Origin of the sequence: Bacillus sp. TH17, assembly GCF_016651125.1 — a bacterium.
Taxonomy (GTDB): Bacteria; Bacillota; Bacilli; order Bacillales; family Bacillaceae_G; genus Bacillus_A; species Bacillus_A mycoides.
On sequence record NZ_JAEKEN010000001.1, the window covers coordinates 2,505,216 to 2,523,427 of the forward strand.

The 18,212-nt window shown below is 34.3% G+C and carries 17 protein-coding genes; 3 read left to right on the plus strand and 14 right to left on the minus strand.

Annotation, left to right across the window (positions count from 1 at the left end; translation table 11 throughout):
* Positions 1-188 precede the first annotated feature (188 nt).
* Positions 189-1,406 (minus strand): aspartate aminotransferase family protein, encoded by a 1,218-nt coding sequence (locus JFT95_RS12755; RefSeq protein ID WP_201052423.1) that lies wholly within the window; start codon positions 1,404-1,406, stop codon positions 189-191.
* 270 nt (positions 1,407-1,676) lie between these two features.
* Between JFT95_RS12755 and JFT95_RS12760 the strand changes: the two genes are divergently transcribed.
* A complete protein-coding gene (locus JFT95_RS12760; RefSeq protein WP_201052425.1) occupies positions 1,677-3,056 on the plus strand; it encodes a catalase in 1,380 nt (459 codons plus the stop codon).
* Positions 3,057-3,180: 124 nt separating this feature from the next.
* Here JFT95_RS12760 and JFT95_RS12765 read toward each other — a convergent pair whose 3' ends face one another.
* From JFT95_RS12765 to JFT95_RS12810, 10 genes are all read right to left on the minus strand, one after another.
* A complete protein-coding gene (locus tag JFT95_RS12765; protein WP_201052427.1) occupies positions 3,181-3,702 on the minus strand; it encodes a hypothetical protein in 522 nt (173 codons plus the stop codon).
* A 113-nt stretch (positions 3,703-3,815) separates the two neighbouring features.
* Positions 3,816-5,570: an adenine deaminase C-terminal domain-containing protein gene (locus JFT95_RS12770; protein ID WP_201052429.1), complete on the minus strand. Its 1,755-nt coding sequence runs from the start codon at positions 5,568-5,570 to the stop codon at positions 3,816-3,818.
* Between the two features lie 329 nt (positions 5,571-5,899).
* A complete protein-coding gene (locus JFT95_RS12775) occupies positions 5,900-7,066 on the minus strand; it encodes a serine hydrolase domain-containing protein (RefSeq protein ID WP_201052431.1) in 1,167 nt (388 codons plus the stop codon).
* A gap of 424 nt (positions 7,067-7,490) precedes the next feature.
* Positions 7,491-7,997, minus strand: a complete 507-nt coding sequence (locus tag JFT95_RS12780) for a DUF3902 family protein (protein ID WP_088039655.1) — start codon at positions 7,995-7,997, stop codon at positions 7,491-7,493.
* Between the two features lie 349 nt (positions 7,998-8,346).
* Complete coding sequence (locus JFT95_RS12785) at positions 8,347-9,084, minus strand: hypothetical protein (protein WP_002192817.1); 738 nt, start codon at positions 9,082-9,084, stop codon at positions 8,347-8,349.
* 15 nt (positions 9,085-9,099) lie between these two features.
* Positions 9,100-10,209, minus strand: coding sequence for a DUF58 domain-containing protein (locus JFT95_RS12790; RefSeq protein ID WP_201052433.1), 1,110 nt, complete (start codon positions 10,207-10,209; stop codon positions 9,100-9,102).
* Positions 10,206-11,138 (minus strand): AAA family ATPase, encoded by a 933-nt coding sequence (locus tag JFT95_RS12795; RefSeq protein WP_201052435.1) that lies wholly within the window; start codon positions 11,136-11,138, stop codon positions 10,206-10,208. Before JFT95_RS12795 ends, JFT95_RS12790 begins: the two co-directional genes overlap by 4 nt.
* 146 nt (positions 11,139-11,284) lie before the next feature.
* On the minus strand, positions 11,285-11,578 hold the full coding sequence (locus tag JFT95_RS12800) for a putative quinol monooxygenase (protein WP_000583822.1): 294 nt from the start codon (positions 11,576-11,578) through the stop codon (positions 11,285-11,287).
* A gap of 46 nt (positions 11,579-11,624) precedes the next feature.
* Complete coding sequence (locus tag JFT95_RS12805) at positions 11,625-12,263, minus strand: nitroreductase family protein (protein ID WP_088292137.1); 639 nt, start codon at positions 12,261-12,263, stop codon at positions 11,625-11,627.
* Positions 12,264-12,281: 18 nt separating this feature from the next.
* A complete protein-coding gene (locus tag JFT95_RS12810; RefSeq protein WP_000204168.1) occupies positions 12,282-12,710 on the minus strand; it encodes a MarR family winged helix-turn-helix transcriptional regulator in 429 nt (142 codons plus the stop codon).
* A 290-nt stretch (positions 12,711-13,000) separates the two neighbouring features.
* Here JFT95_RS12810 and JFT95_RS12815 point away from each other — a divergent pair, with 290 nt between their 5' ends.
* Entirely contained in the window at positions 13,001-14,944 is a 1,944-nt protein-coding gene (locus JFT95_RS12815) for an elongation factor G (protein ID WP_201052436.1), read from the plus strand.
* A gap of 51 nt (positions 14,945-14,995) precedes the next feature.
* Here JFT95_RS12815 and JFT95_RS12820 read toward each other — a convergent pair whose 3' ends face one another.
* Positions 14,996-15,640, minus strand: a complete 645-nt coding sequence (locus tag JFT95_RS12820; RefSeq protein WP_201052438.1) for an alpha/beta hydrolase — start codon at positions 15,638-15,640, stop codon at positions 14,996-14,998.
* Positions 15,641-15,661: 21 nt separating this feature from the next.
* A complete protein-coding gene (locus JFT95_RS12825; protein WP_201052440.1) occupies positions 15,662-16,129 on the minus strand; it encodes an NUDIX hydrolase in 468 nt (155 codons plus the stop codon).
* Between the two features lie 190 nt (positions 16,130-16,319).
* On the opposite strand from JFT95_RS12825, the gene JFT95_RS12830 reads away from it, so the two are divergent.
* Positions 16,320-17,111: a DUF4240 domain-containing protein gene (locus JFT95_RS12830; RefSeq protein ID WP_201052442.1), complete on the plus strand. Its 792-nt coding sequence runs from the start codon at positions 16,320-16,322 to the stop codon at positions 17,109-17,111.
* 59 nt (positions 17,112-17,170) lie between these two features.
* Here the strand turns inward: JFT95_RS12830 and JFT95_RS12835 are convergent, their stop codons facing one another.
* Positions 17,171-18,208: an SDR family oxidoreductase gene (locus JFT95_RS12835; RefSeq protein WP_201052443.1), complete on the minus strand. Its 1,038-nt coding sequence runs from the start codon at positions 18,206-18,208 to the stop codon at positions 17,171-17,173.
* Positions 18,209-18,212: the final 4 nt, after the last annotated feature.

An 18,212-nucleotide genomic window follows, 5' to 3' on the forward strand; every position in this document is an offset into this window, starting at 1 on the left:
TTTCACATAATTAATTATTTGTCCAACGAGATGCTTCCTAGATTAAGTAATTTACTATTTTAAAAAGCTGAAGAAGGCGCTATACGAGTACCTTTTTCAGCTTTTTATTTTAATATATAAATTTATTTTTTTCACCCCTATTTTCTTCCTATTTGAATTAAAAATAAGGTGCTTTTTTATAAAGTTTTTTAAACACTCGCTATAGCTGATAAGCTATGAATACAGGAGATAAACTCATAAATAAATGCATCAATTTCTTCTTTAGTAATTATATATGGAGGAAGTAAACGGATGATGTTCCCTTGTGTAACATCAACTAACATTCCTTTCTCCATTAGCTCCACCTGTAATTTCTTAACATTTTCATTCTTATCATTCAAACTAATTCCAAACATCATTCCAGCATGACGTACTTCCTGAATATAATAAGAATTTTCTTTCTGAATTTCTTGCAATTTATCATTTAGATAGTGTGATGTTTCATACGCTTCTTGCATTAAACCATCGTCAATCAATGTATTTAAAACCGTTAACCCTAAAGCCGTTCCCATTGAAGAATGAGCAAACGTTGTGCCGTGATCTCCTGGTGCAAATACATCACATAACTTTTCACCTACAATAATTCCGCCAAGCGGTATCCCGCCTCCTGCTCCCTTACCAATTTGAATAATATCCGGTGTAATATTGAAATTTTGATAAGCAAATAGTTTACCAGTTCTCCCCATACCACTTTGAACTTCATCAACGATAAGAATGACATTATATTTATCACATAAGTTTTGAACACCATGTAAATATTCACCCGATAAAGGGTATATCCCCCCGCTACCTAATACTGGCTCTAGCATAATCGCAATTGGATTTTCTTTAACAATTGTTTCTTCTAATTGCTCTATATTCTCGCGCTCTACTTCATATACTGGAATCGATGTTTTAGGGAAATTTTGATATACACTTTCTTGTCTCGTAAAATGAAGTGCCCCTAACGTACGCCCGTGGAAGCTATTCTTCAGCACTACGATTCCTTCACGTTCCTCATGCGTATTCGCTCTATATTTATCAATTAATTTCAACGTTGTTTCTGTCGCTTCCGTACCAGAGTTTGTAAAAAAGACTTTTCCATTTTTTAAAGAGCAATCAACTAATTTCTTTGCATACTCAATCGCAACTGGGTTTAAAAAATGAAACGGAAGATGCAGAGATTTCGTAACTTGTTCCATTGTCTTTTGCACGATTTTCGGGTGATTATACCCTAATACGTTCACTCCGACACCAGAAAATAAATCTACATACTCTTTACCATCCACATCATAAAGCTTGCACCCTTCTCCTCTTTCTATTGCAACCTTCGTACGACAATACGTAGGCATCATATATTCTTTATCTAATTGAAACCAATCCGACATTTTAAATTCCTCCTAGTTATTTTCCCTGTTTATTTATGTTCATTCTCTATAAAGTCATGTATAAATTCATTTTTAAGATTGTAATTTTAATAGTAATTTTCTTCCCGATATTCATTTTTCCATAATTTCTTCTATTTCAACAGGTCCACTACATACACGTTTTTTTCATCTAGCGGTCTGTTACTATTTTGAACTTTGCGTGTCATACATAATCAAGGCTATAAAATCATATTTAGTAACAATGGAAAAAAAGATTTGGAGGCTATATCGATGGATGAAAACTATGATAAACAGAGACAATCTTTACTAGGAAAAGGCTTTAATGAAAATGGAGAACGTAATGAACAAGCTATACTTCACTCTCAAACAGTTGGTTCACGTGGACCTATTTTAAAACAAGATAATGTACTGCACGAGGCGTTACAAGAATTTATTCACGAAAAAATTTTAGAAAGACCTGTTCATGCAAAAGGATTTGGTGCATTCGGTTATTTTCAAACGATATATCCGATGTCTGAACATACAAAACTAAGCTTTTTACAAAATTCAAATGAGAAAGTTCCTGTTATGGTTCGATTTTCATTAGCTGTTAGTACGAAAGGAACACCTGATACTTCTAGAAATGTACGGGGTTTTGCTACAAAATTTCATACAAAAGAAGGCGTATTTGATCTTTTATGTAATCACCTTCCTGTCTTTTCTGTTCGTGATCCGATGCGTTTCCCTGAAACTATTAATGCGTTATTGCCTTCACCTAAAAATAACTTAATAGACCCTGATAGATTTTGGGATTTTGTTGCTAGAGCACCCGAATCCATTCACTTTGTTGTCCGTTTATACTCTGATGCTGGTACGGCAAAAAGTCTTCGCCACATCCCAGGACATAGTGTAAATACATATGTTTGGAGAAATGCTCAAGGTTATCGAAAGTATGTAAAGTATCATTGGTATCCATTTGAAGGTGTACAATTCATTACTAGTGAGGAAGCAAATAAACTGGCCGCCGAAAATCCTGATTATAGCGGGAAAGATTTATACGATACAATTGAGGCTGGTAAAGCAGTGGAATATGGTTTATATGTCCAGCTCATGGATCCTAAAGATGAAACACACCTTTCTTATGACCCTTTAGATGATACAAAAGTATGGGATGAAAAGGAGTATCCTCTTATACCAGTAGGCAAAATGGTATTAAATAAAAATCCTGAAAACTATAAAGAACAAGTAGAAAAAGTCGCTTTCTCCCCTTCTAATTTACTAGACGGTGCAGAACTATCAGATGATAAAATGCTACAAGGTCGTGCTAACATTTATAGTGATTCTCAAAGAAGAAGAATTGGACCTGAATTTCGTAAAATAGCGATCAACCAACAGCAAGATTGGACACCTGCTAATCAAGCAACTAGCGGTGACGGAAGGTACGTTGAAGGAAAGCTTGAAAGAACTTCCATAACTAAGCAAGACGATTTTGTGCAGCCTGGTGAATTTTATGCGAAGTTATCAAACATTGAAAAAGAACATCTTGCCGAAAACTTAGCTAGTGATTTGAAAGTTATATCCGAGGATATTAAAAAGGTAGTTTTGGAATATTTCCATGAAGTGTCAGCTGATTTAGCAAAGAGGATTGAGAGTGCGATGCAAAGGTTTTAAGAATATAAAAAAACGTCATTTTTAATGATTAAAATGACGTTTTTTATGGCGAACTTACTAGTGATTTCTACCGATTAATTTACATTTATTTACGAAAACTTTCCCATTCAAGATTTTCGTTACATCATTTTATATTATGGTATTCATTTCTCTTTTTCAGATAATCTTTTTCACATTGTAATGGTCTGTATTCCACGATTTCCCCTTGCTTCTTTTTCGTTTCGGTAACAATCCATTCCCCTTTTTCAAGGTTTAGGCGTTTCATTACATTAGTATCGTCTATTTCTTTATAAAGTAAAAATGCTTCTTGCGCCTTCACAAATAATCTAGGCTCTCCCCTATATCCACCACTATCATAAACTTTAGTTAGCGAATTATAATAAGAATCATTTTCCCTTCCGCCATACATCAAATGCGCAGCCTCTAGGTCTCTTTTACTAACTTCCAAAAAACTATTTTCATCAATCTTTAAATCAAATGTAGATATAATGTCATTCATAATGTTTTTCACATACTTTTCATCACGAATTTTACTTTCTTCCAGACAATCTGAAGATAACCTTGGTGCATTTGACTGAGAATGTACCACATGCTGGATAGATACGCACAAAATAAATACACTTAAAACATACAATAGTTTTTTCATATTTAAGTATCACCTCAAATGATTTAGATACTATATTATTTGAGGTTTAGGATATTCTTATGCTAAGAATGAGTAAGGTCCTATAAAATAGATTTTTTATAGGACCTTTCCTTTTAATATTGATTTATCAGTTTCATCGGCGAAGCAAGTACCTTACTACTTTTCACATCATATAATCCTATAGGTGTTACCCGTATAAAAGGCAAGTGCGTCGCAGAAAAGAATAAAATCGTAAATGCTGGATCATTATAGGTGTATCCTCGCTCTTGTAGTAATTCCACCATTTTTTTCTCTTTCTGTATTAATTCACTCATTTTCAAATTAGACATAATCCCGAGCAATGGTAATGCAATTTCGTGTAACACTTCATTTCTTTCCGCTATTACTATACCGCCACCTAGCTCTTTTACTCTATGAAAAGCTGTGAGCATATCTTCTTTCCTTTTTCCAATAAGAATGATGTCACCTGTACCGGAATAAGAGCTAGCAAGACCTCCTAATCCATTCGCAAAACCTTTCACAACTGTATTCACTCGCCAAGTGCCATCACGAGCAATCATCATAAGGAAACATTCATCATGCTCAATAGAAAGTTCTTCACCGTTTAAGTCGATTTCAGTTACATATGGTTTTGAAATAACATCATTTAATAATTTTATACCTGTTGTTTCAGAAAAAATCATATCTTCTTTCTTTAAAGACCAGTCTAATGATAATGGAGTTACTTTGAATTTACTCCAGTCTATATGTAATGATGCATTTTTGTTTATTCCGTCACGCTTCATCCATTTCCCCTTTGCAATTACACTTATTGGAATCGGATTTTCTTTACTTTCCAAAATATTAATATTTGCAATTCTTCCTGTCGCGATCGCGCCGTGTAAATGCTCCATATTATAATAACGAGCAATGTTATAGCTTGCCATATTATAGGCATCAATTACTGGTATTCCTTGCTTTATCGCGATTTCTATCATCCTATTCGTCATTCCGTTTTCATAAAATGACGGATGTGAACCATCTGTTGTGAACATGAATCTATCAAATTGCTTGACACCTAATTCCAGCAATTCTTTCAGTAAAACTTCTAAATCTGGACGGATAGAAGAGTTTCTAAGAGTAACGATGTAACCTTGCATAAGACGTGTTAATGCTTCCTGCCCCGTCATCGCTTCATGATCGCAATCAGTACCTAGTAACTTTAACTTCGCTAACGTTGATTCAGACGCACCGGGAAAATGACCTTCTACTTTTTTCTGTAACCGCTTTGTTTCCTGTACCCAATTTAACATCTCATCATCGCCATTTAATAGTTTTGGCCATGCTGTTAACTCGCCGCCCTGAAGAACATCTTCATGCTTCAGCCACTCCATTATTTCTTCACTATTAAATAAAGATTCCCCATTTTGTAGTTCAGTCTGTCCATCAAAACGACACCACCAATACATACTTGCCGGAATCTTTTCAAATTCATCTAATAAACGAAATGCTTCTTCACGTTGTAACGTGAAAAATAAAGTTAAATTATCATTAATAAAAGTTGTTGTCCCAAACTGCATCGCATAATTTGCTAAAGTCTCTGGATTATATAATTGATATGGATGTGCATGCGGTTCTATGTAACTAGGGACTACATACTTTCCATTACAATCAACGACTTCACATTCATGTATTTGCTCTGGTAATTTTTCTCCTACATATATAATTCGGTCATCATAGATCCAAATATTTGCTTGCACCCACTCGCGCATATAGGAATTTAAATATGTTGCATTCTTGAATAAAATGTGCGGGCTTCTTGTGCCATCTATTACTTCAACTTGTTCTCGTAATTGTGTGTTACTCCATCTAAACTGATTTTGTCCCAATGTATTTCACTCCACATCAATTTACTTTTATTTATTAAAACAAAAAATAATTAACTAACTAAAGTATTATCCATTCATAACTCCCCTGTATATACCCTATACCCTTCATTATATGTAATAATTACAAAAATAACAATTTTCAAAATTCGCAATATATCTCTTTGATCCAAAATAAAAAAGATGTCATGCAACTGACATCTTTTTATACTAGACTATAAGATTGAATTACACTTGTATCCGTATTTATGTTCTACATATACTTGATTGCTGCCATACCATGAATGCTAATACTGTCCTTTAAAGCAGTATTCCATTCGCTTTCTTTTCATCTATTTATTAAATTCAATTTGCATCATTTTATTAAACTGTGTAACAACATCCATCGCACCTAAAGAGTTAATATTGACAGCTAATGTATGTTTGCCTCCCATTACTCCGCCAACAAAAGTTGTAAATCCAGGAATTGCCCCTCCGTGACCCCAAACTGAAATACCATTTGGAAGTTTAGTCTCATAGATCCCAAGGCCATATCCATCACCAACACCTTTTCCTTCTATAGGAACTGTAGTAAGCATTTCTTTTAGCTCACGTTCTTTCAGTAACTTACCACCAAGTAAAAATGAAAAGAATTTATTTAGATCGTCCGCATTAGAAATCATATCTCCAGCTGAATTAGCTAAACTCGGATTATAATACGTCATGTCTTTCAATTCACTTGTTTCGTCTATTTTCATATACCCACGAGCATGATCCTTTCCTGGAATAACGGGTGAATTCCCTGGTAAAAACGTATTTGACAGATCCAAAGGTTCAATAATTCGCTTTTCAATTTCTTCCGCATAACTATTTCCAGTTATTTTTTCAATAAGCATTCCCAATATTACGTATCCTGTGTTTGAATACAGCCATCCCTTACCTGGTGAAAAATCTGGAGGTAGAGAAAGTCCTACTTTCACTATTTCTTCTGCTGTATACGTTTTTCTCGAATTCATTATGTCAGCGTCTTTTGACTTTAAGTATTCAGCTATACCACTCGTATGATTCAAAAGTTGACGTATCGTAATTTGATTGCCATCATACCCATTTCCTTGAATGAGACCGGGTAGCCACTTTTCAATTGGATCGTCAAGTTGCACGCGATTTTCTCCTACTAATTGAAGAACAGTCGTAGCGGTAAAAGTCTTCGTCACACTCCCAATCCGAAAACGATAATCCGATTTCATTGTTTTCTTTGTATTTAAATCCGCGACGCCAGCAGTATAACTACTAATCTTTCCATTGTTAGACGTCTTCGCTAATATTCCTGGGGTTCCAAGCTGTACTGTTTCCTGCATTAATTGTTTCCAACCATTCCGATTCTTTTGATCATGTGATTGTGACGGACTAGATAAATTTTGAACAGACTCTGCTTTCACAGTAAAACCTGGTGTGAATAGAGTAGTACCCGCTAATAAAACTGCCAAACTTGCTAACTTAATTGAATTACATTTTTTCATAAGGCTCCCTCTCCTCTATTAATATAAGATTAATTCAAGTTATACTTTAATCCTATATGATAAAACTCTCTTTTTTCTTATCCATTCCTTACGAAATACTTACGTTCAAATTTTGATACGATAAACTGAGAAAGAGCCATGCATGAAAATAAAAAGGGCATATAAAATAAGGACAGCCACTTAACTGCCCTTATTTTCATTTCACCTCGTCTTTATTATTTTTAAGATGATTCATTAATTGTGTTCGTTTCAAAGGTACATATATGTTTGTTCCAGTAACATATCTTTTTCCCAATCGAATTATCTTATAAATTTAAGGAGTTTATATTAAGATTAACAATAAAAAAGAACGTGTTTTCAATTTATCAAAACACGTTCTCTTACATACTTAAAACCCTATATCAACTTTTCATTTCATTCACTTTTACCACCCTGCACTAGCATTCATACCATTTCCAATAATAGTAAGAAATAGTGGCCACAATACTGGTCCTAACGTAAGAAGTAAATTTAGAAGTATAAGTAATCTATATACCCCGGGGAAATTTTGATCTTTACGATTTACAAATATTAAAATAACTAATAATATTATGGTCGTTAAAAATAAAAGTAGAGTTAGCAACCAATACCAAACCATTAAACTGAGACTCCATGGTGTTAATAGCTCGTGTATTATACCAAATATGATTCCTAATACTCCAAAACTAAAGGTAGTAACTGTTGATTTTATAAGCACTATATTTAATGTTTTTTCGTATGTATTTTTACAATATAAATCTATTAAAGTGTATAAAGATAAATATGCCATTAATACACCTACCCAAGACAATAACCAGTCTCCGCCTCCTCTAAATAACATGAACAGCAACCAGCACATCCCTACTGCAGAAAAAGTAAAGGAAATAAGTATGCTTTTCAATACCGGCTTCATTATATTTTCACACCCTTAAAAATAAATTATAAGTTTTTACTAAACTCATGTAATTTTTTATTAACATGCTACCCATTAATCGTTTAGCTCTAACGTATCCTTTTTTCATTCTATATTAATAAAACAAAGATATACTCATGAACAATTAAAGAAGCAATACTCTACAAAGAGTTCCATATAGCTTGTATATTCTTTTTCCATTGGTAGAGATATTAAAAAATTAAGTATACATTAACATGCAATTAAATATAAGTAAATAAAATTAATTTACAGCTAATTTTATTTACTTATATAACTTTCATATTCAGATTAACTCAGCCACCATTTTATTTTCATATAATACATTCTACTATTCATATCGCCCTTTTCCATCCCGCTCTATCCACCGCATAGTCTTCTTAACATCTAACTCCGTATACGTCTTTTCACCATAACGAACAGACTCATATATTGGAATAATGTCTATCGTTCTACAAATTCTTTTCAGCCATTGTTGCATCGTTTCATAGGGCCTTCGCTGTTCGTGAAATGGTAAAGTTCTTTCCCATTCAACTAATGTTTTCCTTATCGTGTCTTTAGGTAACGGCTGTTCAAACTGATGCTTCACTTTCTTGTTCTTTTCGGTTCTATCCGTATTTTCTTTTGTTATCGATTGTTTATCCTGTTCTATTTCTGATTTCGTTACCTTTTTCCTCATTAATTTATAAAAAGCATATAGAATGACCACTGCAATAATTACATAAAAAACGACACTAATCCATGAATTTGAAAGAACAGAAAACACATCAGTCCATGAATTTTTTCGTACAAAAAGTGGAATTTTCCTATCTATTTTTGTTCTTGTATCTACAACTCCTGTTTCTTCATCTATAATTCTTTCAGGTTCATCAAACTGTTCGTCTAAACTAGTAAAATCATAATTTCTTTCTGATATTGTCTCCGTCTTACTAAAAAAACGCTCTTTTACTATGTCCTGTACATGCACAACACCTTGTGATAACGTTATCGCACTAACCGCAAAGAAAAGTATGATTAAAGCTTTTACACTCCACAACTTCACCTTCATATGCCGCTTTTTATTCACCATGACATAAGCCCTTTCTTATTCTTTAATTACAATCCATTTATTCGTTCTACTATATTCCCTAGGTGAAGTACCAAGAATTAAAGGAACTGCATCCAATTCCTTACGACGAAATCCTGCTGTGTAAAAATAAGTAGAAGATACAGGCGTATCTTGATCCGATATTGAGGCAAGTATCTTTAATACATTTTGCAAATGTTTCCGATTATCCCCGTTCTTTACATGTAACAATCCGTTACCTTTCACACTGTTAATCCATAACTCAAATGAACAATCTTGCATGAGCAGTTGTTTGCATATGCCTGCGGTTAATTCAATAAGCTCTTCAATATCATTTCGTAAAGAAACGCCACTTTTATTTTGTAAATTGAGATAAATCGCGTATTTATCAGATTGTGTTCGTTCATATTTTTTCGCAGTTATCGTCCCTGTTTTTGCTGTTGCACCCCAATGGATAGAACGAAAATCTTCATTTTCATAAGACTTCACTCCCATTACTTTCGTTTCATCATATAGCGGAGAAGACATCGCTTTTCGAAATCCGCGTGACCATTCTTGTAATTCAGGAACTTGTATTTTCGGAACGGCTGGTAAAACTAAATAGGACGGCGTATCAACTTGTTTATATGTTATATGTTTCGTTATGAATCCAAAGGGATCAGTAATAACAATTTCAACTTCTTCCCATTTCGCGATTCCTCTTTTTAAAGCTACAGCTTGCAAATCAAATGAAACTGCCTCTCCTCCTTTTATATTGAAATTCAAATAATAATTTGAACCTGTACTATGATTTTTGTTTAGTTCATCATGATTCCAAGTTAGCTTGTTTTCACATTTAAATCGAAATACGATATTAAGAATAGGAAATAACGACTTATTTGAAATTTTTATTTTGCACATATTTATTTCACCTATAAAAACGTTCGAATTACCTTGATTGTATTTCCAGTTAACGCGAGATACTTTCCGAATATATATATGCGTAGCGCCTATTAAAATTAAATACAAAAATACGAGAGATAATATGAGTAGATTACTTGAAAATACACATAAAATAACGGCTACAACTGACATAACTCCTATTACGAAAGGCTCCGCTAAAGGTGTATACACAAGCTGTTGATTCATCGTACATTCTCCACTGGCACACTAATCGTATGAAGAAGTTCTTTCATAATTTGTTCTTTCGTCGTTTTCATCTCCCCTTCAATCGTTAACGTTAACCGATGAGCACAAACGGATGCAGCTAGTAGTTTTATATCATCTGGCGTACAATAATCTCTTTCATTTAATATCGCCCGTGCTTGAATCGCTCTCATAAATGCCAATGTGCCCCGAGGACTTACACCAATTTCAATTAGCTCATGCTTACGAGTTGCTTCAATAATTTCAAGAAGATAATCTTGCACATCACTCCCTACTAACACTTCCCTTGCACGTTTTTGTATATTTATTATTTCTTCACTCGAAATAATAGAATGCAGCGTTTCTAATGGATCATTCGTTTGGAACCGATTCATCATTTCCTTTTCCGCTTCTCTCGTAGGGTAACCTTGGCGTATAGTAAGTAAAAATCGGTCTAATTGAGCATCAGGTAAAGGAAATGTACCAGCCGATTCAAGAGGATTTTGCGTTGCAATTACTAAAAAAGGTTCTGGTAGTGAATGTGTCTGCTTCGCAATTGTAACAGTACGTTCTTCCATAACTTCAAGTAACGAAGATTGTGTTCTCGGTACAGCCCGATTAATTTCATCAACTAATACTATATTTGCAAAAATAGGCCCTAACCTCGTTTTAAATTCCGATTCCTTCACATCAAAATATTCGAGTCCAATAACATCTCCAGGCAAAGTATCAGCTGTAAATTGAATTCTTTGGAACTTAGCGTCCACACTTTTAGCCAAACTTTTCGCTAATGTTGTTTTCCCCGTCCCAGGTACATCTTCTAATAAAATATGTCCTCTTGCTATAAGAGCTATAGCTGCTAGTTCAATCGATTCATCTTTTCCTATAATGACCTTTGAAATATTGTTTGTGATTTTCTTTAATATGTTCATATATTTCACTACCACCTTTAAATGTTTTTAAAATTAAGAATATTTATTTTCCAAATTATAACACATTACGTTAGAAGTAAATATATTCCTATCTAAATAAAAAAGATGACCTCAGCCATACGCTAAAGTCATCTTTTTCTACCTAATTATTTTACTAGTTCACCGCTATAAACCTTTATATCAAGCGGAGCAGTTAAAAACTGTGATGCTTTACTAACGAAAGATGTGAAGTGTTCACTCGTATTATGACTCGCAACTGCTGCTTCATCTTTCCATACTTCTACCATCGTATAAACACTTTCTTTTTCAGTATCTTTATATAAATCGTAAGATACATTTCCACTTTCTTCTCTTGAACCATGAAGTAGTGGCTGAATTTCTTCTAAAAATGATTGTTGTTTTGCTGGATCTACTTGAAATATTGCGTGAATAATAATCATGGTGTTTCCCCTCTCATATCTCACTTATTTCTGTTTTGTTATAAAATTACTTCCACTCAGCAACTTTTTCAATTGGAAGACGTACTGATGGATAACCACTGTCAGCAGCTTTTCCGATTGAAATTAACATAACTGGTACGTGACGCTCTTTATCTAATCCGAAAGCTTCTGCGATTTGGTCTTTTTCAAATCCACCAATTGGGCAAGTATCATAGCCGTGAGCACGTGCTGCTAACATAAATTGCATCGCTACAAGACCACCGTCAATTAGTACAGTATCTTTCATTACTTCTGGTGTAACCATTGAGAAGTAACCTGAAAGTTTTTTCATTTGATCTTCTTTTACTTCAGCTGGCATAAGTCCGCGCTCTACTGCTGTACCGTAAATTTCTTCTGCGTTATCAAAGTTGTTTAAGTCACCAAATACAGCAATCATCGCTGAAGATGTTTCTACTTGAGATTGATTGAATTTCGCTAGTGGCGCAAGTGTTGCTTTTGCTTCGTCACTTTCAATAACAAGGAATCTCCATGGTTGCATGTTTACTGAAGATGGTGCAAGTGTTGCTTCTGTAAGAATTTCAGTCATTTCTTCTTTGCTAATTTTCACTGAAGAATCGTACTTACGGATTGAACGGCGTCCTGTTAAAATTTCGTTAAAATCATTTGTTTTTACTGAGTTAGTCATAGTTGTATTCTCCCTTTTTTAAAGTTCTTTTATATTTTCTTGAATGCGGTCTAACATCGTTAAAAGATTGTCGCGTTCTTCTTCACTTAATCCTTTAAATGCTGAAGTAGCGAAACGCTCCTTTTCCTCTTGATACACTTGAATTTTATTTCGTCCCTCTTCTGTAAGAGAAACTAACGTAATTCTGTTATCATCTGGATTTTTACGTCTTGTAATCATTCCGTTTGCTTCCAGCTGTTTTAAATGCCTCGTAATCGCGGCATTATCAATATTCACTTCTTGCTGAAGTGCTTTTTGACTAATTTCATCTACTTCATATAACTGAAGTATGAGCTCTAATCTAGACTGACTCATACCCGTACACCCTTCAAATTTTGAACTTACTTCTTTGTTTAGAAAGTGTAATTTATATAAAATTATTGCTTCTTTTGAGCATGAACTTGTCAAATTACCCCTCCTTTACATGCAAAATAAAAATATTTGATGTATCAATAGTTGATATGTCAATTAATATAATCTATATCGATTTATAATGCAAGCATTTTGTTTTCACTATTTATTTTTTTGAAATTCGTCTATTAATATTTTTCCAAAATAAGACGTTTTATGACGTTACAAAAAATGTAAATTACATTATAATAGTAATAATTCAAATGACTGGAGAGTGATTGTAATGCGGCAATACACAAATAGAAACGAGGAAATGAAAATGGAAAATGAAATGAGGATATTTATATATGACAACAATAAATATAGGGATTGTCGCGCACGTAGATGCTGGCAAGACGAGTTTGACTGAGCGTATTCTTTATGAAACGAATGTGATTAAAGAAGTTGGCCGAGTAGATAGTGGCAATACGCAAACTGACTCAATGGAATTAGAAAGACAACGCGGAATTACGATTAAAGCATCTGTCGTTTCTTTCTTTATTGATGATTTAAAAGTAAATGTTATTGATACACCTGGACATGCTGATTTTATCGCTGAAGTGGAGCGATCATTCCGTGTTTTAGACGGTGCCATTTTAGTTATATCTGCCGTTGAAGGTGTGCAAGCACAAACGAAGATTTTAATGCGGACATTACAGAAATTAAACATACCTACTATATTATTTGTTAATAAAATAGACCGTAGTGGCGCAAATACTGAAAAAGTTGTGAAACAAATAAAAGAGCTTCTTTCAAATGAAGCATACCCCTTCTACTCTGTAGAAAACGAAGGTACAAAGGAAGTACGGATTATTGAATATAAATCCTATGACGATTGTATGGAACGATTAGCACCATTTAACGAATCATTGCTTGAGTCATATGTAAATAACGAAATAATACCGGATGCACTATTAAGAAAAGAACTCGAAAAGCAAATACTGCAAGCAAATGTGTTTCCTATCTTTTTTGGTTCAGCAATGACAGGTATAGGAGTAACTGAATTACTTAAAAATATTTCATCCTTAATTCCAGCTACTAAATCGGCACAAGATGAAACATTATCCGGTGTTGTTTTTAAAATTGAACGTGAATCTTCTGGCGAAAAGATTGCTTACGTAAGACTATTTTCTGGTTGTTTACACGTTAGAAAATATGTTGATATTCAGCGTAGTGAGTCTCTACCACATAAGGAAAAGATTAAAAAAATGTGCATATTTCATAATGGAAATGCAGTTCAAGCCTCTACTGTTCATAGTGGAGAGTTTTGCAAAGTATGGGGACTTACGAATATCAAAATTGGTGATATTATCGGTGAGTGGACGGATTATATAAAAGATATTCACTTTGCCGAACCGCAAATGGAAGCTGCTATTGAAGCAGTACCAAAAGAAGGAATTCATGATCTATACGCTGCACTTATGGAGCTATGCGAAGAAGATCCTCTCATTAAAGTTCGGAAAGACAATGTTCATAATGAACTATACATTCGCCTTTTCGGTGAAGTGCAAAAAGAAGTTATTGAAACAACACTTTATGAAAAATACCGTCTACAAGTTACCTTTTCAAACACGCGAGTTGTATGTATTGAAAAACCAATTGACTTAGGGAATAGCGTTGAAGTAATGGGTGAAAAAGAAAATCCTTTTTACGCAACAATTGGGTTCAAAGTTGAACGTGGCACGCTTAACTCTGGCATAACGTATAACTTAGGTGTTGAACTTGGATCACTGCCTTTAGCATTTCATAAAGCGATTGAAGATACTGTATTTCAAACGTTAAAACAAGGTTTGTACGGATGGGAAGTTACGGACATTATCGTCACGTTAACACATACTGGTTATGCAAGCCCTGTTACAACAGCAAGTGACTTTAGAAATTTAACACCACTCGTTTTAATGGATGCTTTAAAGCACGCTGAAACATGTGCATTTGAACCAGTAAACGAGTTCGAATTAACTGTACCAGAGCACGCAATTAGTACCGCAATGTATAAGCTTGCTGCTATCCCAGCAACTTTTGCAGAGCCTACGTTGCATAATGATTCTTACCATTTAACAGGATCATTACCTGTTGCAAAAACAGAGGATTTTAAACGAATGCTCCATTCATTTACTGAAGGAGAAGGTATCTTTATAACAAAGCCAACTGGTTTCACAAAACTTACGGCTCCCTTTCCTACTCGAAAACGTGTTGACTTTAATCCGCTAAATCGGAAAGATTATTTACTTCATGTGTTGAAGGCTTATTAAATAAAAAAGAGGTGCAAATTGCACCTCTTTTTGCATGTATTGAAACTTAAATTAATTTGTCCTAACAACTTCTTTAAGTTTTTCTATTACTTTCGCTATAGCTTCAATTGAATTTTCTGTTTCAAATTCCCCAATATTTACAGAATGATTTGCGTTCTTCACAACCTCGATTTTTAAATTCGATTGATCTAATTGCTCAATTTGAACTGCATTGTATTGATGATCTTTATCCCCAATTACTAAAAGCCCTTCGTGATCACTATGTAAGATGGAATCAAAAATCGTATCAAACGTCAGTAAAGGTGTAAGCAATATCATTTTTGACCGTAAGTATTCTTCTCTCTTCAATAAATCATTCGCAATCGGGATTGTTCCGAGTGATTTTCCTAAAAACATCGAATCGTTGTATTGTCCATTTCTTAGCACTTCATTAATGACAGGATTAATATCATCCATCATTACTTTCGTTACTTCTTCCATTGGTTTTTCCATTAATTGTCCATCGTAGGAATAATGAATATGTACTACATCTATTTTATTTTCAAGCATAAGCATCGTTGCATAATAAAATAACGGCTTGTCATAATTGTAGCCTGAACCTGAGAACATAAAACAAATTGTATTAGAACCTTTTTCGATATGTGTGTAACGAATGACTTTATCATCTATATGTATCTCTTTTTTAGTCCCCTTCACCGTTTTCCCCTCCAAGCACGCTTACTTTTGTAAAACGATATGTTCTGTATGAACTGATACATTCTTTACTTTATCTTTTATAAACGCTGGCTGTAAGTTATATGCATGTAACTCTTCTACCGGCACCCACTTAAATAAATATTTTCTACCTTCTTCTTCAAGAATATATTGATCGGCCCCATTTGCAGGTAATTCATGCAGCTCTACTTCATAATAAAAACTAATCTCATGGAACTTTCGCTCAGAAAGGGTGAAGAAATTTTCTACTGACCATATTAATCTCTTCACTTTAATAGGAACACCCACTTCTTCTGCAAGCTCTCGTTTTAATGCATCTTCACTATTTTCTAGCATTTTCACTCGTCCGCCTGGTACGTACCAATACTCTTCACCTTCATCTTGCAGGATGAGTATTTTATTATCCTGTTTGCAAATTGCTCCTACTCGGTAATTAAAACATGTTTCCTCTACTTTAAACGTAAGATTCACAACAAACCCCTCCAATGTATCATTACAAAACTATTATTTATGTGCTGTACAAATAAGATTACTAAATTTTTCTATTTCATTCAATGGTTTTCGAACTTTCCGAAAACTACACTTACCTTTTCGTCATTACAGGTATTTATACATATGTTACAATCACAATGCATACTAGAAAAGCAATATGGGGGTACGAATGGAAACGTTATTAATCCAGCAAACTGAGAAATCAAATAAGTTTTGGAAAATCGTTGTGAAAGATAGAGACTACGTTGTGTTTTACGGAAAAATTGGCACAGCTGGTAGTGTGAAAGCGAAAGAGTTTGAAACAGAAGAAGAGTGTATAAAAGAAGCTAATAAACTAATCACTTCTAAACGAAAAAAAGGATATACAGACCCGTGTCTTGGGGAAGATTACATAAAAGAAAAAACGATAACAGAAGAAGAATTTTGGGAACTACTCGCTCGTGCGAAAACGAAAGGTGAAGATCAAGAAGAACAAATAGAATGGCTCACTTCTCACCTCGCTAAACGTACAGTACATGAAATTGTAGCTTTTGACACGCATATGCACCATATTTTAAAAGCCTCCTATACGTCTCACTTATGGGCAGCTGCATATATAATTATGGGCGGTTGTTCGGATGATAGTTTTGATTACTTCCGCGGGTGGTTATTGTTCCAAGGAAAAGAAGTTTACGAAGCATGTATTGAAGATCCAGAACGGTTAATTCCTGTATTAGAAAATTTGAGTGAGTATGATGTTCCAGAAATTGAAGAACTTACGCTATATTTCGGACAAGAAGTATATATGGAGAAGACTGGGGATGAAGATGATACATACTTTACACTTTATCATGTCTTATCTAATGAAAAATTCGACGATATAGATATCGAGTTTGACTGGAATGAAGATGACGAAGACGGTTTGAAAAAGATGTTTCCTAAGTTATGGGAAATATATGGGGAAGAACCAATTGAATGGTAGATAAATATTAGGACTCTGTTTAACCAATAGACAGAGTCCTGTTTTCATAGAATCCTTATTTACACTCTCTTTGTTTCATTCCACTTATCTAACAGCTCCTTTTCTCTTTCAATTGAAATACCTGCTTTTAATTCCCATTCGTCCACACTCTTCATCCACTCATATACATCTGTAACTGTATGTTCTAATTTCCTAAAAGTAAGCCCTTCTTTCACAGTATTATCAATACTTATAGAAAACCCACCTTTCCACGGCTTCGTTTCACCTTCCAATGAAAAAGTTTCTGGAAGCCATAAAGGTATCTCTGTCCAAGGCTGTACTTTATTTTCATGCATAAACGATTCATCAACCCAAACGAATTCAGCATCGCTATTCGTAACTTCTTTACACGTATTTAATAACTCTTCCATCGTCAATTCATCTTTCGGACCCGTTACATTAAATGTACCTGCTTTATTGTTTTCTGCCATGTTTAGTCCCCCGTTTGCGACGTCTTTTATATCAACTATCTGCACTGGACGGTCCTTTCTTCCTGGAACTAACACTTCTCCTCCCTTTGCTACACGCCCAATCCAGTATGGAAGCCGATCTGTATAATCAAACATCCCTGAAAGAAGTCCTGCTCTTACGTGTAAAACACGCCCCGGCCAATACTTCTCTGCTTCTTTTTCACACAATACTTTCAGCGCACCGTAATACTCATAAGGAGATATTTCACCATTCTCTACAGCTTTTACCTTATCACTTGGTGGTTCAGGTAGTAATTTATAATCTTCTTTTATGTGATACGGAATCCAATCTTTATATACGGAAAGGCTTGAGATGAATGTATAATGCTTTATATTATCTTTAAGTACTTCTCCTACATTCCTAATGTGATGAGGAGAAAATCCACACGTATCTATGACCAAATCCCATTTTCGATTTTCTAAACTTGAAACATCATCATTTCTGTCACCGATTAACTGCTCTACTTCAGGAAAAACTTCTTTATTCGTTCCGCGATTAAATAATGTAACTTCATGCCCTCTTTTTAATGCCTCTTCTACGAAAGCTCTTCCTAAAAAACGTGTACCGCCCAGTATTAGAATCTTCATTCTT

Coding starts and splice junctions, on each gene's coding strand:
- JFT95_RS12805 (WP_088292137.1), bottom strand. CDS start 12,263: ATGACTAACTCAGTAAAAACAAATGATTTTAACGAAATTTTAACAGGA.
- JFT95_RS12785 (WP_002192817.1), bottom strand. CDS start 9,084: ATGGTGAATAAAAAGCGGCATATGAAGGTGAAGTTGTGGAGTGTAAAA.
- JFT95_RS12790 (WP_201052433.1), bottom strand. CDS start 10,209: ATGAATCAACAGCTTGTGTATACACCTTTAGCGGAGCCTTTCGTAATA.
- JFT95_RS12775 (WP_201052431.1), bottom strand. CDS start 7,066: ATGAAAAAATGTAATTCAATTAAGTTAGCAAGTTTGGCAGTTTTATTA.
- JFT95_RS12835 (WP_201052443.1), bottom strand. CDS start 18,208: ATGAAGATTCTAATACTGGGCGGTACACGTTTTTTAGGAAGAGCTTTC.
- JFT95_RS12760 (WP_201052425.1), top strand. CDS start 1,677: ATGGATGAAAACTATGATAAACAGAGACAATCTTTACTAGGAAAAGGC.
- JFT95_RS12800 (WP_000583822.1), bottom strand. CDS start 11,578: ATGATTATTATTCACGCAATATTTCAAGTAGATCCAGCAAAACAACAA.
- JFT95_RS12755 (WP_201052423.1), bottom strand. CDS start 1,406: ATGTCGGATTGGTTTCAATTAGATAAAGAATATATGATGCCTACGTAT.
- JFT95_RS12765 (WP_201052427.1), bottom strand. CDS start 3,702: ATGAAAAAACTATTGTATGTTTTAAGTGTATTTATTTTGTGCGTATCT.
- JFT95_RS12815 (WP_201052436.1), top strand. CDS start 13,001: ATGACAACAATAAATATAGGGATTGTCGCGCACGTAGATGCTGGCAAG.
- JFT95_RS12795 (WP_201052435.1), bottom strand. CDS start 11,138: ATGAACATATTAAAGAAAATCACAAACAATATTTCAAAGGTCATTATA.
- JFT95_RS12830 (WP_201052442.1), top strand. CDS start 16,320: ATGGAAACGTTATTAATCCAGCAAACTGAGAAATCAAATAAGTTTTGG.
- JFT95_RS12780 (WP_088039655.1), bottom strand. CDS start 7,997: ATGAAGCCGGTATTGAAAAGCATACTTATTTCCTTTACTTTTTCTGCA.